The organism is Butyrivibrio sp. XPD2006, from assembly GCF_000420865.1.
GTDB lineage: Bacteria > Bacillota > Clostridia > Lachnospirales > Lachnospiraceae > Butyrivibrio.
Map to the genome: position 1 here is coordinate 38,062 of NZ_ATVT01000002.1, position 17,924 is coordinate 55,985.

Sequence of the window (17,924 nt, forward strand, 5' to 3'; positions counted from 1 at the left end):
TAATTGCTTTTATTGGTGTTCTTAAAGCCATCTTATTTATTCCCCCCTTAGTAAAACCGCTATTGATAAGAGTCCAATAATGATTACTTCTGCAATACAACATTTTCTATAAAACTCTGCTCTACGATACTCAATATTCCATTCATATTGTGCCTGAATCGTAGTTATAACAGGATGAACATTTCCATCATCATCAATTGCTCTGAGATTCGGAATGCAGTATTTTTTTACATCCTCATATCTTAACCTCTTGCTCATATACAACCTCACATTTCCGTACCATCTTCCCATTCTCCTGAATCCTCATTGAAAATCGGTAAATCACGCACATTCAGAGAATGAGAGTTATCTTCTGGCTCAATAGTCATATTATTGCTATCTGAATAATTCGCCCAATTCTTTAACAGAAATATGGACGTTGCCGGATTCAGTTTTCCGCTCAATCCCGCGCTTTCAAGAAAAGCTACAATCACTTGCCGAGCAAGTAAACATTGATGTTGCCACTCTCTAGATTTACCGCCTTCACCACCGCACCACTTCCAAAAGCTCTGTCTTGTGGTACTAAGAGATAAACAAAGAGATTCAATCCCTGGTCTTGAATTGTTTTGAATACAATGCTCAAAGTATTCCGTTATTCGTTGCTCCAATTCTAGATCATTTTTAGGAATACCCAATTTTGATAATTCAACCAAACTCCGAACAGTAGAGCCGACAAATTCAGAGCCATTTAGGTCTTTTAACTGATTAGATGGGTAATTACTGTTTTTGTTACTCATGTGTTGCTCCAATCTTTTTAAACGTCAATCATCAGCGTGATACTTAGCATTTCACCTATAATATCCGCGTTTCATAGCTTCCCTGTGTGCTTGTTCTTCATAGAAAGCCTTGATACTATCACAGATTTTCCAATAATCATGAATCATGTTGTGGCAGTTATCGCACAGAATCATTAAACATTCAGGATGATTTTCCTCATGAAATCTATATCTTCCGTGGATATGGTGACAATGTAAATGTTCTTTACTTCCGCACAATCTGCATTGGAAATTATCTCGACAAAGAATCCGCTCACGAATCTGCTGCCACTTGGAAGATTGTAAGTATTCTCTGTATTCTTGGCTGATATTGGCGTTATTGTATTTTTCATAATACATACGCTACCTTTCAGCTTTCCATCTAGAAAGCCATTGTTTATACTGTTCAGGTTCAAAGGTTTCTAGCATGTGAAGTCGCTTAACGCACTCATCATAGTGGGTACGATAAAGCGTGTTGTAAAAGTTAGAGTGAGTAACTACTTCCATGCAACCCTTGAAGGATTTATAAGTCCTGATTCTCATTTTTTCCTTAGTTCCTCAAAAGTCATATCAGGGTACTTATTATTTGAATTCTCTAGGATGGTTTTTTCCGTAAACAACTTTCCGCCATCCAACTTGGCACAATGTAGATTGTTGGCTCTAAGAATCCTGTCATAAGCCATATCAAACTCTGCATTGTAAGCATTAAACTCATCAGGATTCTCACGTTTCAGTTTGCTTAGTTCCAAAAGGTTTCCTGATTTATCAGAAGTTTTCATTCTTACGAATTGTCTATATGAAATACTTTTCATTGTTACTTGTCCTTTCTTTTGCTTGGATGTGATAATGTTTTGAAATACCAGATTACAGAAGAAATAAGGGTTTTAGATTTAGTGTGTTACAAAGTCACACATACATATACTCTTTTCTTTAATTCTTAAATTCTTTATCTATACCTCTACTCTTATACTTCTTATACTTCTTTACTTCTGTTTGATTAGGTTAGCTATACTAACCAATACTAACCAATTCTAACCAATGGTTTTTTTGTTTTATTGAAATATATCATTTGTGCTATCATTGGAATTGCTTTTAGGTCTACCACCTTTAGCACCATTTTTAACACGCATATCATAATCTCGATATGATTGGTCTATATCACGCTTAAGAGCATTCCATAAAATACGCCCATCTCTTGTTCTTGGTTTATATTCGCTCCATTTGCCCTCATCATGCCCCATAAAATAAAACAGGCTATTTATGAATACCTTTCCTATTTCCTCAAACAACTTATTTTTTTCCGTGGGGCTAAGATCACTATCGAGATTTTCAATGTCCAATGCAGTAGCATATTTCTCAACCCATAACTTATACCATTGTGGACGACCATTCGCCATATCGCCTGATTCGGCTATATTGTATTCATATAATTCTTCAATACTCATTCATCCTCTCCGTTATCAGTTCGGCTATGAAATCAGCAAATTCCCTAATTCACCTTTTAAGAATTGCTCTTGTTCATGTGGCATATCGAACATACCGCTCATAGTTCCAACAATTTCATCAATCTCATGATTGGTAATAGCTTTAAGATTCTCAGGCATTTTCTTTTACCTCACCTTTCAATTCTGATTAGCTATGTATTCAAGAAACTTTAATCTGTCTATGCGGTAACATCTTCCAATGTGCACAACCGCATTTGCTTGTTCTGCGTACTTCTTTGCGGTGGCAATGCCGATATTTGCTGATTCTGCTGCCTGTGTTGCGGTTATAAAATCACCTGATGGATTAACTGCTTTAGATTTATTCATAATCTTTCCTTTCTTTTGAAATTTGTGTGCGCACGTCATTTGTTATTTATAGTGTATCGTGGTATATTGGTATAGTAAAAACCATTTATTCACCATTATTGCAATATTTTATCTTGCAATGGTATATATCGTACTAATAAAGAGGAAAATCAATGCCTAGAAGTAGAAAAGATGGTGCTGAAGATTCAGTTTTCCAAAGCAGAATCAAGAAACTCATAAAAGAATCTGAGGAATATGATAAATTCACATTTTGCCAAAAGCTCAACATTGCTCCTGATACGTATGATAAATATATGAAAACCGGAGCAAAATTGCCTAGCCTAGATAAAATACGTGATATGGCTACATTGTTAAACGTAGATGTTGGGTATTTACTAGGAGATTACAATTATCCAAGAATGTCAGAACTATCAATACCCATTTTATCCACCCTCACAAAGAAATCTTATGATGTGTTAATGGAAGTATCGGAAAAAGAGTCGACAAGAGAAATCTTTGAGAAAATAATCCAAGATGAAAACTTTATAAGTCTATTGCTCCAATCGTACAAGTATAGCCACTCTCATAACTTCGAAACAACTATAAAAGATAAATCAGAAGTCTTTCCAAACGAAACTGTCACTGATCCAGTTAGAAATAAAGAAATGCTGAAATTCAGCGCATCTGATTTATTCAATCAAATTCTTGATTCGCTATACAAATCAAATGCAAAAACCTCACAGGATTTACTATATTATCACCATGTTAAACAGCTTCTCACTAGCATACAAGAATTGAAATCTTTATCAGAAACGAAGCAAGGAAAGAAACAACTGCTAAAATATATCGAAAGTGAATTAACACATATTAGAAAGTACGTAAAAAGTGATGCTCTTATTCTCAAATATTCTCCACAACATATTTTAGAAAATGTAGACACTATATATGAATCAATAGCTGAAAATGATTGATAATCAATATCCAGAAATAAAAGGAGCGATTAACTCCCCCTAAACAGAATGCGTTGTTCCTAGTAAGAGCTTAATTCTTAACTATTAATCCTGTTCTTTCACTCTCATAAATCACCATCCTTTTTATATGCCTTTTGTGGTAAGTGTTTGCACCACCCCATTCTCTTTTTATTGGTGTAACAAAACCTCTATGGGTAAACCTTTTTTATATTTTCAGTATTCGGAGTGCTTACCCACGCCGATGTAAACACCTAAAATAAACCCCTACACCACGGGTAAAAGCGCATTGATACTGAGGTTTACTGTCATCAAAGCCGTCATCATTTCTGTCATCATTTTGCTCAAATTCAGGGGATTTTAGAAGATATTAGATATCACTCCATAAACAATGTGTAGGTTCTGAAATGCAGATAAAATCAAAGAAAAAAGGTTGTCTATGTATCTACATAAACAACCTTAATCATCAGTGCGGAAGATGGGACTTGAACCCACACGATGTAAGCATCACAAGATCCTTAGTCTTGCTCGTCTGCCAATTCCGACACTTCCGCGAACCGTTCGTCTGAAGCGTTAACCGCTCGCGACGACTTTTATATAATAACAAGTTCTGGCCATTACGTCAACAAAAATTTATAAACTTTTTTACGATTATTCTAAATCGCCACAAGCCCAGTATTTATGCGGGTTTGTTATACCAGCTCCAATATCTCAAGTGGATCATTTACAAAAAAATTATCTTTTACGCCCGCAGAAATTAATTCATCTTTTGTTCTAAATCCCCACAAGCAGGATATACATTTCAGTCCCGTATTTACCGCCGTCTTAAAATCCACGTCCGAATCGCCGACATAAATACACTCTTCCTTTTTAACGCCAAGCTCGTCCATTGCAAAAAGACACTCATCCGGATATGGCTTTCTGCGGAGCTTGTCGGTTACTCCGATTGCAACCGGCACATATTCTCCGAAGTAAACCTTGTTGAGTTCCTGAACTGCGCCCATGGGCTTATTCGAAACTATCGCCAGCTTGTGCCCACGCTCCGAGAGCTCTTTTAACAATTCAGGTATATGCCTGTAAGGCCCGGTCTTGATATTACAGTGCTCCTCATAATAAGCCTCGTACTCTGCCAGAATCTGATCAAACAATGGATGCGCCTCTCCTTCAGGAACCGCCTTATCCATCAGTACCCTTGCACCGTTCCCGACAAAGTGCCTCACCTCGTCCACGCTGCGCACAGGCAGGTCATACTTCTTCAGTATATAATTGACGGAATCTGTTATGTCCTCAATGGTATTGAGTACCGTTCCGTCCATATCAAAAATCACAGCTTTATACTTCATTTAAAAGTCCTCTACTTCCAATTATTCCCCCACACTCTGTTGCACAGATCAACACACTGCTGCATGGTAAAAGAGCTATCCTGCTCCCTGATGGCATTTGATGCCGCCAGTTCTTCAGTATAGTCCGCCAGAGGATAAACCGCAACTCCCTCATGTCCGTGCGTCACATGGCAGACAAGCGCCTTGACACCGCTATCAGCAACGACGACCTCTCCGGAAGGATCCCTTACAAGCGTTATCTGTGCCATTCCTCCAACCATGCGATTGGTAGTGCCTGCCCCTGTCCCGGAAGTCCAGTTCACAAAATTCCCAAGCGAATAATAAACAAGCACATCTCCGCCGCCATGGTTATTGCCGTGTCCCGGAATATCGTCTTCAATAAACTCAATGGGCTCAATCACATGGGGATGCGTTCCTATAACAAGATCTGCCCCACCGGCCCTGAAAATTTCAGTCCATTTCTTCTGACTTCCATCGATGCCAAGATTATACTCTGTCCCCCAGTGCGGACAGACAATAGTAAAATCCGCATTATTTTCAGCATATTCGAGATCTCTTTTCACCTTGCTCTCATCCAGCATATCCACAGCATAGGGCATGTCTGAAGGCGCCGAAATCCCGTTGGTCCCATAGGTGTAATTGAGAATTGCTATCCTGATGCCGTTCTTTTCAACTATATCTACCGCATCTTTTTGCTCCTGCGATCCGTTTAACCCCACCACTGTCATCTCCGGGTGCGAATCTTCCCAGTATTTCAGCGTATTTACAACACCTCTCTTACCCTTATCAAGAGCATGGTTGGTTGCATGACATACCACGTCAAAGCCCGCGCCATATAGCGCATCCCCTATTTCATAGGGCGCATTAAAAGCCGGGTATCCTGAGATGCCCAGCTCCTTACCGCCGATTATCACCTCCTGATTTACAAGGGCAAGGTCGGCGTCACTTATACTGTCTTTTGTTTGGGAAAAGATAAAGTCGAAGTTGTAGTTTCCATCGGCGTCCACGGCAGCCTCCTCCACGGGAGTGTGCAGAAGGATGTCGCCAACCATCACTACAGAAATACTTTCCGGCACCGAAGCGCCGGATGCAAGTGCAAAAGATGCAATTAGTGAAACTATCAGATTGATACCGTTCATATCATCTCACAGTAAGCTTGTCGATATATATGCAGAGCTGTTTAACCACCTTGGCAAGGTTCTTGTACTGCAGTCCCAGATAAGCACATGCAAGTGCCATAACAGCCGCTCCGATAAAGCTTCCGACAAAGAAATTCACAAAAGCTACAGCCAGGAATATGCAGGCGCAGATGAGAAACGTCATCATAGGAATAAGAATCCTCATCATCTCCTGATGGATCTCCGTGAGCTTAAGTTCAAGCCCTTCGCGCTCTTCCCATATTTCCTCTTCTGAGATAACGTCAAAATCAAGTTTTTCAAGATGCCTTAAGTAATCTCTGAATCTTTTTTCCATATCCCCTCCAACATATAGTTTATAGTAAAAGACATTTTTATAATATCACATGCATCGCAATTCCGTCACCAAATTCCCTATATGTTGTACCATCTTCAGATTGAAACGGTCGTTGCCCAAAATCGCCTCATCGACATTACATTCCTCCTGTTCAGGTGTGCATTCTCCACAGATATCCACACCGATTATATCTCGCCCGAAGTTCTTTTTCTCTGTAATAAAAAGCGCCCTGACAAAATCCATTAGCCTCTCTGTTGTCATATCGCCCTGGTCCCAGTTAGTGATGATCTCATCCCTCTTAAGCACGTCTTTATCAACAGACAGATAAACGGGATTTTCTGTATCCGGAAGCCTTATTGTGCCGTTATCATAAAAGACATCCTCCAGATCGTAAAATATTGCCCTTTTTTTGTCCTTTTCATCAAGCTCGTCTATTAGTCCCCTGTCAGCTCCTATTATGTGAATATCCCTCACAAACGGATTATTTTTGATAACGTCCAGCACCCATCCTCCGCAGGACAAAATATCAAACATCGGAGCCTGCATGTCGGGATGGTGATCCAGGACAACAAGTGAGAACGGCTCTTTTATCATTCCGGTATACAGTGCTGAAATGTAGTGATAGTTGCCATTATCAATGAAATGCACACCACGGGCAAAAGACATTTCATCGTCCCCATAGTCCTCCGAAATCCTGCTCAAAATCTCTTTTTTGGCCTCATCGTCGCAATAACAGTTGGTTCCCGAAATGTCCTTCATGTCAACAAAACGAGAGCTTTTATCCTGAAGATAAAAGCTCTCATGATCATAGATTCCTGAAAAATTTAGTATCGTCACATTAGTATTCATATCACTTCGCAAGATCGGCCAGATGGATAATGGCATCATCTCTGATTATGCAATCTCCGTGCTCCTCAATGTACATAGCCTCCGGTGCATTGACCGTCAGCATCTCAGAATACTCTACTCCCGCTCTTCTCATGTCGTAGATCGTGCTGTCATCAGAAGACATAAGACCTGCAATGAGATAGAACCTGTCTTTGTGTTTGTAGAGGGTTGAATCGACGATAGGGAGCTTCTGTACAACCTTGGAGAATCGTATTGCATCCTCAAAATCATCAAACTCCATCATATATTTAGCATATTCGGAAAGAGGCTGGTAGCTGTAATCGCTCTCCTGGGGCTGCTGGCTGGGCACACCTTCATAGTCTCTTCCGTAAATTCTGTTAATCGTATCGGTGACATTGGTGATCACTTCATTAAGTGCAACACCCTTGTCTCTTCCGGTTTTCTTTTTGACTTCATCCACTCTTTCCTGGGTAAGTGTCTTAAGGATTGTCTCAGCTGCGCCGCGGATCCTGTCAGCTGCTCTCTGGATGTCGTCATTGCTCATCTTAACGGCGAAGATACGGACACTTCCATCCATCATCATATTCTTGCTCATCATCATGACCTCGGTCTCAGGGTCATAATCGAGCTGAGCTCCAACTTCCTTGTTGAGCTGGGCAAAGAAAGATGTGGTATTCTCTGCGCCATTAACAACCGCTTCCGGAGTCAGGCCAATCTCATGGAGTTCTGATGCTGCGATACTGCATTCTACTGTTGTTTCATTCATTTTTACTATGATCACTTGCATCATCTCCTTTCTGTAAATGTGGCTTCTTCCTCAAGTTAATTATATTACTCTGCCCAGATGCAGTCCACAATAGAGGACTAAAATTTCTATTAAGATTTTATACAATACATATCGGCTCCCAAATGCAAAAAAATAGCATCTGCCACGGCCTTTTTACCAATAGCAGATGCTTTACTTCTTAATTCTGTTTTCTTATGTGCTTACTCTCTTCAGCAGCCTTTATGACATCAGGCTCGCTCCCTGTCTCACTGATCTCGCCCGTTGCCTCGCAACGCACAGTCACGCGGTTTGAACCTCCGATGGTACAGGTAAACATGGTAAAATCCCACTCTCCTGCTTCCATCTCTTCAACATCATAAGCTCCAAGAGTTTCAATATTGGCAACCACATAGTGGAAGCTTATACCGTTCATGTCTGTTACAATGACTTCTTCGCCGGTCTGAAGCTCGTTAAGAGTTCCAAAATGCTCCACATAGTTGTGTCCGCAGACGATAAGATCGTTGTCATAAGCCGATCCCTTATATCTGCACACAGAGACCTTGGCATTGTCATTGCTCCACTCATCCTGTATAGGAAGCAAAAGACCCAGTGACGGTATCTGTACTGTTCCAATAAAACTTCTGCCCTCCACATCAACAATGGGCATCGGTCCTTTAAAATCTCCGGGAAGAACCTTGTTAGGCATCTGCTGTATAACGCCATCAAGGAGTGCATCAGATGAAGCTCCGGCCTTGGCATTCTCGTCAAAATTGTGCTTAACGATGTATGCAGCAGTAAATATTAAAATAACTCCAATTACTATATAAATATAACCTTGAATTTTTTTCATGCGTTCTTACTGTTCTTCTTGATGCCTTTGACGATCATAAATACGCCGGCAATAACAAGAATTGGAAGCGGCCACCAAAGCTGGCCAGTCTGAGGAAGTCTTCTTGCACCAAGTACCTGTGGAAGGTCTCTTATGGCACCAAGTACCTCAGGAAGATCAGGAAATCCCGGAGTGTCCGGTGTGTCAGGTGTTCCCGGATTACCGGGTGTATCAGGTGGTGTTGATGGTGGATTATAGCTGTTGGTAACCACAAACTGGAAATGATGTCCGTCCTGGACGATCTCCATATTGCTGCTATAACCTGCAGGTACGTCAATCTCTTCTACTGAGAAGGTATGATCTCCTTCCTTGCTCCACTCAAAGAACCAGTCATTGTCTGATGAAAGTGTTACGTCTTCCATGAACTCGCCATCACAGTAAATTCTGAAAGTAACTGATGACGGACGGTTTTCTGTATAACCCGAATCATTCCATCTCTTACGGATGTTGCAATGTACGTTTCCTACCTTGGACTTCTTGGGTGAAACCGAAGGGTTGTAGTTGATGTTTATATTTCCCGATGATGTCATCTCCAGGATTGGTACCGGATAAAGGAAGTTAACAAATGAATGAGTATAACCATCCGCATCTACCCTGTCGCTTAAAACATAATATACTCCAAGAGTAAGATCGGTATAATGTGTCTTGCCATCTGCATCTGACACCTTCTCTGCCACCGGAGAAATATTGTTATCTCTGACATAGGTGAGCAGGTTATCGGAATCGCTTGCCTGTTCATATGACACATAGTTCTTCCAGGCGTCGTAATTATATCCGTTGTTAAAGCAGTCAGGGTCCGAGAAGAAACCTCTGAACTGATCCGTTATTGTATACTGCCCGTTATCGTCTATGGTTGCCACCAGATAAAGATGTGAAGGGACACTGCCCATCAGTTCTTCATCCACCGATAAATGTGTCACGGTCAGACTTCCCTTTTGGGACATGTCTATTTTTGCCATAGACACAGGAGAAGCAAAAACCATCTCTCCGGGCAACATCAACGCCATAAATACTGCGGTGATAATTGCGGCTATTCGAATATAAATATTCTTTCCTAGCATCTTCATAACTATCCTCTTAACTCTTTGCTGCCTTTTTCTTCTTTTTTCCTCTGTTTGAGGTGAGCACCATAAATATAATAAATGCTATAAGAAGCAGCGGTGCTCCGATAAATGGAGCAACTACCAAATTTCCGTATCTGATCGCATCCGCAGGAACGATCAGTCTTGTTTCTTCATTATAATCAACACGCTTTGCTCTCACCAGAAGCCTATGTGTATTTACACCGTAAGGCGTACAGGTAACCAGCGTGACGTATTCTTTTCCGGGTTGGATTGCCAGATCACTTGTCTCTTCAGGAAGAACGATGTTTATCTGATCCACCTGATAAGCAAAGGTCTGATCCAATATATGCAGTAAAAATGTGTCTCCCACGATCATCTGATCAAGATCAGAAAAAAGCTTGGAGGACGGAAGTCCTCGGTGTCCGGAAAGCACTGCGTGGGTGCTTGTGGTTCCCGTAGGGAATGATGTTCCCTCCAAGTGTCCTATACCAACCTGAAGAACAGATTCATCTGTTCCGTGATAGATAGGCAGGTTGACTCCTATGTTCTCTATCTCTATATAACCGATAATTCCGGTTTCTGTAGCATCAAGGATGCTGTTGTATTCTTTGAGCTCATCATCACTGAGTTCAAAGTTCATTCTCTTATCTACCAGAGCTTCATTATAAGCATAAGCTGCATCCCACAGCTTTGAATAATCTTCCTCGGTAAAAGAGCTCAAGGCTTCCTGATAGGAAGAAATAGCACGGCTCTGGTTCTTACTGTTAATATAATTACTCACCGATGGGTATAAAAAAACCGCAAGTCCTACAAGAAAGATAATTCCGAATATTATATTGGGAATCTGTTTTTTTAATTTCTTACTCATCTATATACTTTTGTTCTCGCTTGTTGTTGAATCAGCACTGTATTTCCGGGAGCCCGGAGGCTTCCCGGATAATACAGTCAGTTTCATTTATCGAAACAAGATTCAATTTATTTAGAACTTTTTCATACCCTAAAACTATAATACCAAATATCGTAAATTACTGTGCGTTAGCTTTTCTGCGAACGATAAAGTAAGCGATTCCTGCAACGATCAGAACACCACCAACGATGTAGAAGATAGTTGTTCCGATTCCACCTGTTGAAGGAAGTACAAGACCAGTGTTGTTAAGGATCTTAACAGGCTGGTACTCTGTGAGGTCTCTGTCCATAACTACTTCAAATCTTTCATCAAGCATTGTGTATCCTGCAGGAGCTACTTCCTCCTGGAGGTAGTAATTAGCATCGTCATCAAGACCTGCTACAAAAGCTTCACCGTTCTCATCAACTACGATTGATGTAGCTGCTGTTTCGCCTGCCTTAGCGGGACGATATCCAACCTTGCCGTCTGCAAGTGTCTCCTGTACAAGTGCAATCTGGTTTCCGCCCTCAAGAGCATCCCAAAGTGTGAACTCAGCACCTGTAAGTCTCTTCTCTTCATTACCGTTCATTGTGTACTTAATGATCTTGATACCAAGTGTCTTAACTGTTACAGGTACAGTCTCAGCAGACTTGTTGTTGTCATATACGATGTAAGCTGTGTTCTGCTCAGGAACATAAACAACTGCATTCTTGTTAACCTCTGCCTTGTATGTAAGAACGATATTCTCACCTGCATTTGCAACTACTGTATCTTTAGGAATTGTAAGCTTGTACTCAAATGCAGCCTTGTTATCCTTAGTTGTAGCTACGCCGTCGCTCCATACTGACCAGTCATAAGCCTCTCCGTTTACAAGTACGTTCTTGTCAAGTGTAAGACCTGCTGTTGCAGTATCAACAACCTCGATGTCCTTCTCTGCAGGAGACTCAGGAACCTTGATTGTAATTGTGTACTCAACTTCCTTGTCGAACATAGCATCAACATCAATGTTATCATCCTTGGTAACAGTTGTATCCTCGTTCTTCTCCTTGATTGTTACATCCTCAAGTGTCTGAAGAGCTGCCTTTGTTCCAAGACTTGAAAGAACAAGGTAGTAACCGGGCTCAAGACCTGAAGCTGTAGCTGTTCTGTCAGCGCCTGATGAGAAGGTGCCTGTTGAAATAGCAAGTGGCTTCATATCATCTGTGTTAAGTGCATTAACAATTGCCTGTGCATCCTGTGTTGTTGCTTCGATGTAGTAACGCTCTGTGTTTGATGCAGCCTTTGTGTACTTGAATACTCCTGTGTTCTGAAGAGCTTCAGCAAGTGCTTCTGACTCTACATAATAAACTGCGCTGCCACTCTGTGATGCACCGTTCTGATCAAGACTGATAACCTCAGCCTTTAAGAACTGGTAGTAGGTGTAGTCGATAGTCTTAACACCATCAGCACCCTCTTTGAGTTCGTTCTCGATTGTGATGCTTACTGTGTCCTCTGCTGCAAATGCTGTTAAGCTAGCACCCATGATCATGGTGGCAGCAAGAATTCCTGTGAGTAGTTTCTTAATTCCTTTCATGTTTCCTCTCCTTTGAATCTTGTTTTTTGCTTTTTGTTGCTTTGTTACTTTTGTTTCTATATCAGAATGACTTTCTCTTTCTAAAGAGCATCATTCCCGCAAAGGCTATCGCTATCAAAAGCGCGCCGATTGCTACATAACATGTAGTTCCTACTCCTCCGGTTGAAGGAATAACGTTTGTCACAACATTTCTGTTGCTGACAACAACATCGCCGTAGCTTGCTGTTTGTTCATTGAAGGTCATATGGTATCCGGTATCTTTGGTTTCAACACCGCCAACCTTGATCTTGTTCTGACCTTCAGCGAAGTACTCCTGCCCATTGTACTTATATACAACTGCGTAAGTAGCAAGGTAGGAATCGGACTCTTTTACGCAGTACTCATATGCATTACCTGCATCATCATAAAGCGGAAGTCCTGTAACTGTCTGCTTCCAATCATTATCGGATGACAGCACCACTGTTGTTCCTGTATATAGCTTCCATTCGCTGCTTCCTGCAGATCTCTGCCAGATATCAAGCGGCAGAGCTGAATGTCCGTTATTATTAACATTACCTGACATATCAATCCACTCTTTGCTTACAGTAAGACTACCTGTAAGAGTGTTATTGAAAGCAACATCGTGAACGCCGTTTGTATTTGACCATGTCATATCAAAATTGTAATCAGCGTTCATAAACGTTTTCAGGTTTTCGGGAAGTGTCAGTTTGCAAACAGCCAATGTGTTTCCTTCACTATCCCTATAATAAATATCAGCTCCAAGATAGAAGAAATCCTCGGTTTCATTGTAAAGATCAACATTAGTGTCGTAGTTCTCAGGATTAGACATGTTCTCGCCGGTATATTCCTTCTTGAACTGTGTATATTTCTTACGAACCTGAATTTCTACATAATAAACAGTTTTATCATACTTAACGCCGGGAGTATTACCCTCAACCTCAGTTATCTTGTAGTTGTAATCACCCTCATATCTGAAAGGTACTGCCCCAAAGCTTGCTACCTGAGTATTATTTACTCCATCACCTGTAATTGTTACCTGCGTCTTCTCAGGCATAGGCTGACTAGCGAGATTAACAGTACTGTTAGAGCTATCCCATGCTCTGTAGCCCTTTTCTGTATCTGCCTCAATCTGGAAGGTGAAGGACTTGTCAGTTCCCCAAGTACCACCAATGAAGTTCTTACTGATTTCAATAGGTCCTACAGGAATACTGTAATAGTTACATACCTGGACTGTCTGAACTTCTCCGCCAACATGAGCTTCAGGAGCTGTGTCATAGTGGTTACTAAGATCTTTTGAATAGACCTTTCGAAGGTTCTGTCCTCCTGTACCGTAATTGTCAGCTCCGGTATTTGAGTCCGTTGTAACATCGTACTTGGTTACTCTTGAAAGAGGAGTACTCTCAATCACATAGCTGCTATTAGAATTAGCATCATATCCAAGAGTAAGTCCGTCAGCAACCTCTTCCACCTGATATCTTCCGGCAGGAAGACCTGATATTGTCCACTGCGCGTTATTGTTATACGTTACCTTATAGCTCTTTCCGGTCGAATCGTAAAAAGTTCTATCCCTGCCATTCCTGATATCAACAAATCCCTTGATAACCAAATAGGTTCCGGTATCGAGATTTGTGACACGGAAGTAAATATTGGCTAGCATAGCAGTCTTGGTATTATTTCTTACAAAATCCGAACCAAAGGCATTAACAACCATCTTGTGGATTCTGAGCTGTCCACCGCCTGTATTGAAGAAAGCAAGCTTCTCAGCATACTGGGTCGGATCTATCCAGTATTTAGTGCCTGTTGCAATAGCCTTGAAGTAAGTACCTTTGTCTGAATACTGAGATTCTTTAGATTCAATCCTACTGATATTTACGTCCTGTGCAATCTGCTCCTGTGTAACCTTGTAATAGTTTATCTTTTGGTTAGACGTTCCAGGATTATCTACTCTTACAAAAATATATCCTTTATCCTTCTTTACATCTGACCCTGATGCATTGGTTACATCATTCTCAGTAATGATCAGGCAAAGCTTACCTTCTGAATATCCTGTACTGTTCAAATATCTGTACAGATCCGCAGAAGTATAGTCGACGGAGAAATTAATATCTTTTCCATCATTTGTCAGTTCACTTGTTATAGTCTTCATTGATCCGTCTGACTGGATCTTTCTTACTGTAAAGCTGAACTTCTGATTTCCGGGATCTCCATCATTCAAATACTTATAAAGTGAAATACCAACACTTCCGCGTTTTGTTGTGTTTTTGAATGTCGGAATACCTGTAACCTTCTGGCTGTAAGATGGATCTGTGTAATATGTAGGAGCGCTTACTCTGTAGAAGGTTGTGTCTGTATATTCATTGAGTTTCTGACAGGTCACATCAACTGATGCATAGAAAATTGTAGTATCAGGTGAATATGCCTTACCTTCGCTGTCAGTAGAACCATCTGTCTCCTGGATAGCATAGTAGAAGGTATCTGTCTCGCCAACTCCCAGTGTAGTGTACTGGTAATTGGGACGGTTCTTTTTATCTGCTTCGTTTCCATATCCGATGGAACCGAATATTACATACTCAGGACTTTCTTCTGTATTCTTAACTGTCTCAACTGCAATCCATTTATTGGCATCAAAATCCCATCTGTAAAGAGTAAACTTGAATCCGCTTACCTTTGAAGGTTTTCCGTCTACATTCTTATAAGCCTGGAACTGTGCTGTTCCGCTTATCTGCTGAACCTCATCATAAGTATTGTGGAACTCACCCCCGATCACTACATTAGGGAATACTACCCATCCGGATGAAGGCTCCTTGTTGGTCCAGGTTGCATTCTGCTGTCCGGAGATCATAACACCTGCCACGCTACCGGCACTGTATACGTCGGTTGCATAAGGGAAGTTCCAGATAATTGTTCTGGCAACCTTGTCTTCATGAGTTCCCTCAAGGGTATCAGATCCTGCTTCCACACCATCGTTAACCACAATGTACTTCTGAAGCCCAACACTTCCCGAAGCCACTACATTGAAGACAATGGTCTGATCAGAATTCTTCATAATAGTAAGTCCGCCATTCTGACCTGTTATCTTGTAAAGGTTACTGTCATCTACAGTCACATAATATGTTCCTGCAGCATAGCTTGTCGTATCGATGATATTAAACAGAGAACCTGCTGTAGTTGACTGGAAGAAAGCGGTCTGCTTTCTTGTTGCAAGATCTGCAGAAGCATTTCTTACATATGCCATCATGTCATCAACAACACCACCAAGCTCAGCTTCTGTATATGTTGTATCAAGCTTGATATGGTCTGCACCTTTCTCATGGCTCACATTACTTCTGTACTGACTGGGAACCATGAAGTATGCATCTTCTCCCTTGAGCCTGAAATTACCCAGTATAGAAGCTGCGATAAATGTCTGCTCTGCAGGGTTAGTCATATCATTACCTGTCTGAGAATCTGCATATACTATCTTTGATGCAAAGTTAGTCTCAGATTCATTTACCGAAATCTGATATGAAGTAATACCGAAGTTTACTGCATCACCAAGAACCGACTTGAATGTGTCCGTTCCGGGATCATGCTTCTGATAAGCAATAACCGCAAATACGGAGAAGGTATCAGAAGTAAACTCAACCTTCTGCTCATCTCCAACCTCTGCTGAAGCATCTGTAAGGGTCTCAACCTTGATATCCTCTGATGTGATATCTGTTGCTTCCTCAGTTGTTGCAATTTCTGTAGCTTCCTTAACTTCTTCTTTGATAGGAAGATGTACAACTGCAAGATCCTCGTTGCTCTCTGCTGCAAGTCCGTCTGAGAGCTGCTGGTCCTTGAACTCCATGGTTACAATAACTGAACCCTCTTTAGGCTGGATCTCTTTGTCCTCATAGATGAATGCAATATCATACATGAGGGTGTTGTTCTCGCTGAAGGTCTCTGCACCGTCCTTGCCGGACTCATTTGCTATAGCATCAGCATTCTCGTTAAGTGCATCGAGATATGCATCGTAATTGTAGTTTGATGACTCAGGTGTAACTTCAGCAACCTTGAGCTGGATTCCTTCAGGGAATACTCCGCTTCTTGTGGTTGCGATCTTAACTGTTATCTTGCTGTCTTCAAAAGCAAACTCAGTTTCTTCACAAGCCTTGAGATACTTGAAAGTAATCTCTGTATCCTCGGTAACTGAGATAACATCACCACTCTTTGTTGTGATGTCATAGCCTGTAACTATTACTTCAGGAACTTCTGAAGTCTCAGCAGCTTCTTCAGACTCATCACTGCTCTCTGTAGCTTCCTCAGCATCTCCATCAGCAGTCTCAGCTTCTGTCTCTTGTTCTGCAACTACCGGAGTGATCCTGGCTATTTCGCTCTCCTCGTAGAAAACTCCCTCGTAGAAATATCCGTCGATAAGCTCCTCAAAATCTTCGTTAAACTCAAGCTCTTTTGTAATATTAAGCTCTGCTGCTTCCTGAATCTCTTCGCCATTGCTATCAATATATCTGGCTGTAAGCTTAACTGATTCTGCAGCGACAACCTCTTCCTCTTCAACATTCTCAGATGTATATGTGAGAACTACTGTCTTATTTTCTTTGATCTCTACTACGTCCCCACTTGCAAGTGTTACTTCGTAGTATTTATGCTCATCGGCATCCTGCTTGGCAGTGATAACTGTTATCACTGCACCGTCAATGGTTGCCTCCTTGAATACATATCCTTCAATCTCTCTTGCTTCGCTTGAGAAGTCGATACTGTCTGTAAGACTGATCTCCTTTTCATCTGCAAGAGCATCACCGTTTTCATCAATATAAGAAACTGTAAGAACTATATCCTCTGAAAGCTCAACCGCTTCTGCGTTCTTAAGTTTTTCCTCTGCTTCCTTGGCTTCCTTTTCAGCCTTCTCTTTTTCTTCGAGCTCTGCTTTCTCTTTTGCCTCTAGCTCTGCTTTCTCTTTTGCCTCGAGCTCAGCTTTTTCCTCGTCTGTCAGCTCATCTACAGATGCATTGTTCTCTTCTTTTGATTCGCCGTTCTCGTCTTCGATATCTGAAGCATCAGGATCTTCTCCGTTAAGGTTAGCCGCATCATCGCCCTCAGCACCGGTCTCATCACCATCCACTGATTCGTCACCCGAGCTGCCTTCCAAAGACGCTTCCGAGTTGTTCTCACCAGCACTTGTCTGCTGCAGCTTGTTTTCCTGAGTGAGTTCAATAAGCTCCTGCTCAAATTCCGCATCAGCTGTCGGAACAACTACGCCTACAGTCTCTAAAGCATCCTCTGTCATAGCTGTTGCAGGTTTGTTCAGCATGTAGAGTGTTGCTGTACCTGTCAAAAGTGAGATACAAAGAGCAAATACCAGCCATTTCTTGTATCTCTCGTGCTTTGTTATGTAATTTCTGGCGCGATTCTCATCTACCTTGCGCATTTACCTAAGCTCCTAACCTTCTAAAACCCTAAACTTTACTTGAACTTTCTAAACTTTATATAAACTCCCCGAGAGCAATCATAAAAACTCGTTATTTAGCAAATTTTTCTTTGAATTATGAC

Annotated in this window: 18 protein-coding genes and 1 tRNA gene; 1 reads left to right on the forward strand and 18 read right to left on the reverse strand. The window is 41.3% G+C overall.

The genetic code is table 11. The annotated features are described in order from the left end of the window. Positions 1-36 precede the first annotated feature (36 nt). The 7 genes from G590_RS0102185 to G590_RS0102215 form a co-directional block, all read right to left on the reverse strand. The gene (locus G590_RS0102185) at positions 37-258 is read right to left on the reverse strand and encodes a hypothetical protein (RefSeq protein WP_022764036.1); all 222 of its coding nucleotides are present in this window, start codon (positions 256-258) and stop codon (positions 37-39) included. An 8-nt stretch (positions 259-266) separates the two neighbouring features. Continuing rightward, the gene (locus tag G590_RS0102190; RefSeq protein ID WP_022764037.1) at positions 267-776 is read right to left on the reverse strand and encodes a terminase small subunit; all 510 of its coding nucleotides are present in this window, start codon (positions 774-776) and stop codon (positions 267-269) included. 173 nt (positions 777-949) lie between these two features. Further along, complete coding sequence (locus G590_RS0102195; RefSeq protein ID WP_022764038.1) at positions 950-1,147, reverse strand: hypothetical protein; 198 nt, start codon at positions 1,145-1,147, stop codon at positions 950-952. A 186-nt stretch (positions 1,148-1,333) separates the two neighbouring features. Beyond that, positions 1,334-1,606, reverse strand: coding sequence for a hypothetical protein (locus G590_RS0102200; protein ID WP_022764039.1), 273 nt, complete (start codon positions 1,604-1,606; stop codon positions 1,334-1,336). 240 nt (positions 1,607-1,846) lie between these two features. Further along, a complete protein-coding gene (locus tag G590_RS0102205; RefSeq protein WP_022764040.1) occupies positions 1,847-2,239 on the reverse strand; it encodes a hypothetical protein in 393 nt (130 codons plus the stop codon). Between the two features lie 24 nt (positions 2,240-2,263). Beyond that, the gene (locus G590_RS21755; RefSeq protein WP_022764041.1) at positions 2,264-2,398 is read right to left on the reverse strand and encodes a hypothetical protein; all 135 of its coding nucleotides are present in this window, start codon (positions 2,396-2,398) and stop codon (positions 2,264-2,266) included. An 18-nt stretch (positions 2,399-2,416) separates the two neighbouring features. Continuing rightward, entirely contained in the window at positions 2,417-2,605 is a 189-nt protein-coding gene (locus G590_RS0102215) for a DUF6462 family protein (protein ID WP_022764042.1), read from the reverse strand. Between the two features lie 152 nt (positions 2,606-2,757). Between G590_RS0102215 and G590_RS0102220 the strand changes: the two genes are divergently transcribed. Next, positions 2,758-3,555 (forward strand): hypothetical protein, encoded by a 798-nt coding sequence (locus tag G590_RS0102220; RefSeq protein ID WP_022764043.1) that lies wholly within the window; start codon positions 2,758-2,760, stop codon positions 3,553-3,555. A gap of 467 nt (positions 3,556-4,022) precedes the next feature. Here the strand turns inward: G590_RS0102220 and G590_RS0102225 are convergent. The 11 genes from G590_RS0102225 to G590_RS0102275 all read right to left on the reverse strand — a co-directional run bounded on the left by G590_RS0102225 (position 4,023) and on the right by G590_RS0102275 (position 17,802). Beyond that, positions 4,023-4,106, reverse strand: a tRNA-Leu gene (locus G590_RS0102225). A 138-nt stretch (positions 4,107-4,244) separates the two neighbouring features. Then, positions 4,245-4,895, reverse strand: a complete 651-nt coding sequence (locus G590_RS0102230; RefSeq protein WP_022764044.1) for an HAD family hydrolase — start codon at positions 4,893-4,895, stop codon at positions 4,245-4,247. 11 nt (positions 4,896-4,906) lie between these two features. Beyond that, positions 4,907-6,034 carry a CapA family protein gene (locus tag G590_RS18110; protein ID WP_022764045.1) on the reverse strand — a complete coding sequence of 376 codons (1,128 nt, stop codon included), beginning with the start codon at positions 6,032-6,034 and terminating at the stop codon, positions 4,907-4,909. Between the two features lies 1 nt (position 6,035). Beyond that, complete coding sequence (locus tag G590_RS0102240) at positions 6,036-6,368, reverse strand: hypothetical protein (RefSeq protein WP_022764046.1); 333 nt, start codon at positions 6,366-6,368, stop codon at positions 6,036-6,038. Positions 6,369-6,413: 45 nt separating this feature from the next. Continuing rightward, positions 6,414-7,217 (reverse strand): arginase, encoded by an 804-nt coding sequence (locus G590_RS0102245; protein WP_022764047.1) that lies wholly within the window; start codon positions 7,215-7,217, stop codon positions 6,414-6,416. 1 nt (position 7,218) lies between these two features. Beyond that, positions 7,219-7,998, reverse strand: a complete 780-nt coding sequence (locus tag G590_RS0102250; protein ID WP_022764048.1) for an adaptor protein MecA — start codon at positions 7,996-7,998, stop codon at positions 7,219-7,221. A gap of 184 nt (positions 7,999-8,182) precedes the next feature. Next, the gene (locus G590_RS20325) at positions 8,183-8,833 is read right to left on the reverse strand and encodes a sortase (RefSeq protein ID WP_022764049.1); all 651 of its coding nucleotides are present in this window, start codon (positions 8,831-8,833) and stop codon (positions 8,183-8,185) included. Beyond that, positions 8,830-9,939, reverse strand: a complete 1,110-nt coding sequence (locus G590_RS0102260; RefSeq protein ID WP_022764050.1) for a Cna B-type domain-containing protein — start codon at positions 9,937-9,939, stop codon at positions 8,830-8,832. The genes G590_RS20325 and G590_RS0102260 overlap by 4 nt, the downstream gene beginning before the upstream one ends. Positions 9,940-9,949: 10 nt before the next feature. After that, complete coding sequence (locus G590_RS0102265) at positions 9,950-10,804, reverse strand: class C sortase (protein ID WP_022764051.1); 855 nt, start codon at positions 10,802-10,804, stop codon at positions 9,950-9,952. Between the two features lie 157 nt (positions 10,805-10,961). Further along, a complete protein-coding gene (locus G590_RS0102270; protein ID WP_022764052.1) occupies positions 10,962-12,395 on the reverse strand; it encodes an isopeptide-forming domain-containing fimbrial protein in 1,434 nt (477 codons plus the stop codon). 61 nt (positions 12,396-12,456) lie between these two features. Beyond that, complete coding sequence (locus G590_RS0102275; protein WP_022764053.1) at positions 12,457-17,802, reverse strand: Spy0128 family protein; 5,346 nt, start codon at positions 17,800-17,802, stop codon at positions 12,457-12,459. Positions 17,803-17,924 lie beyond the last annotated feature (122 nt).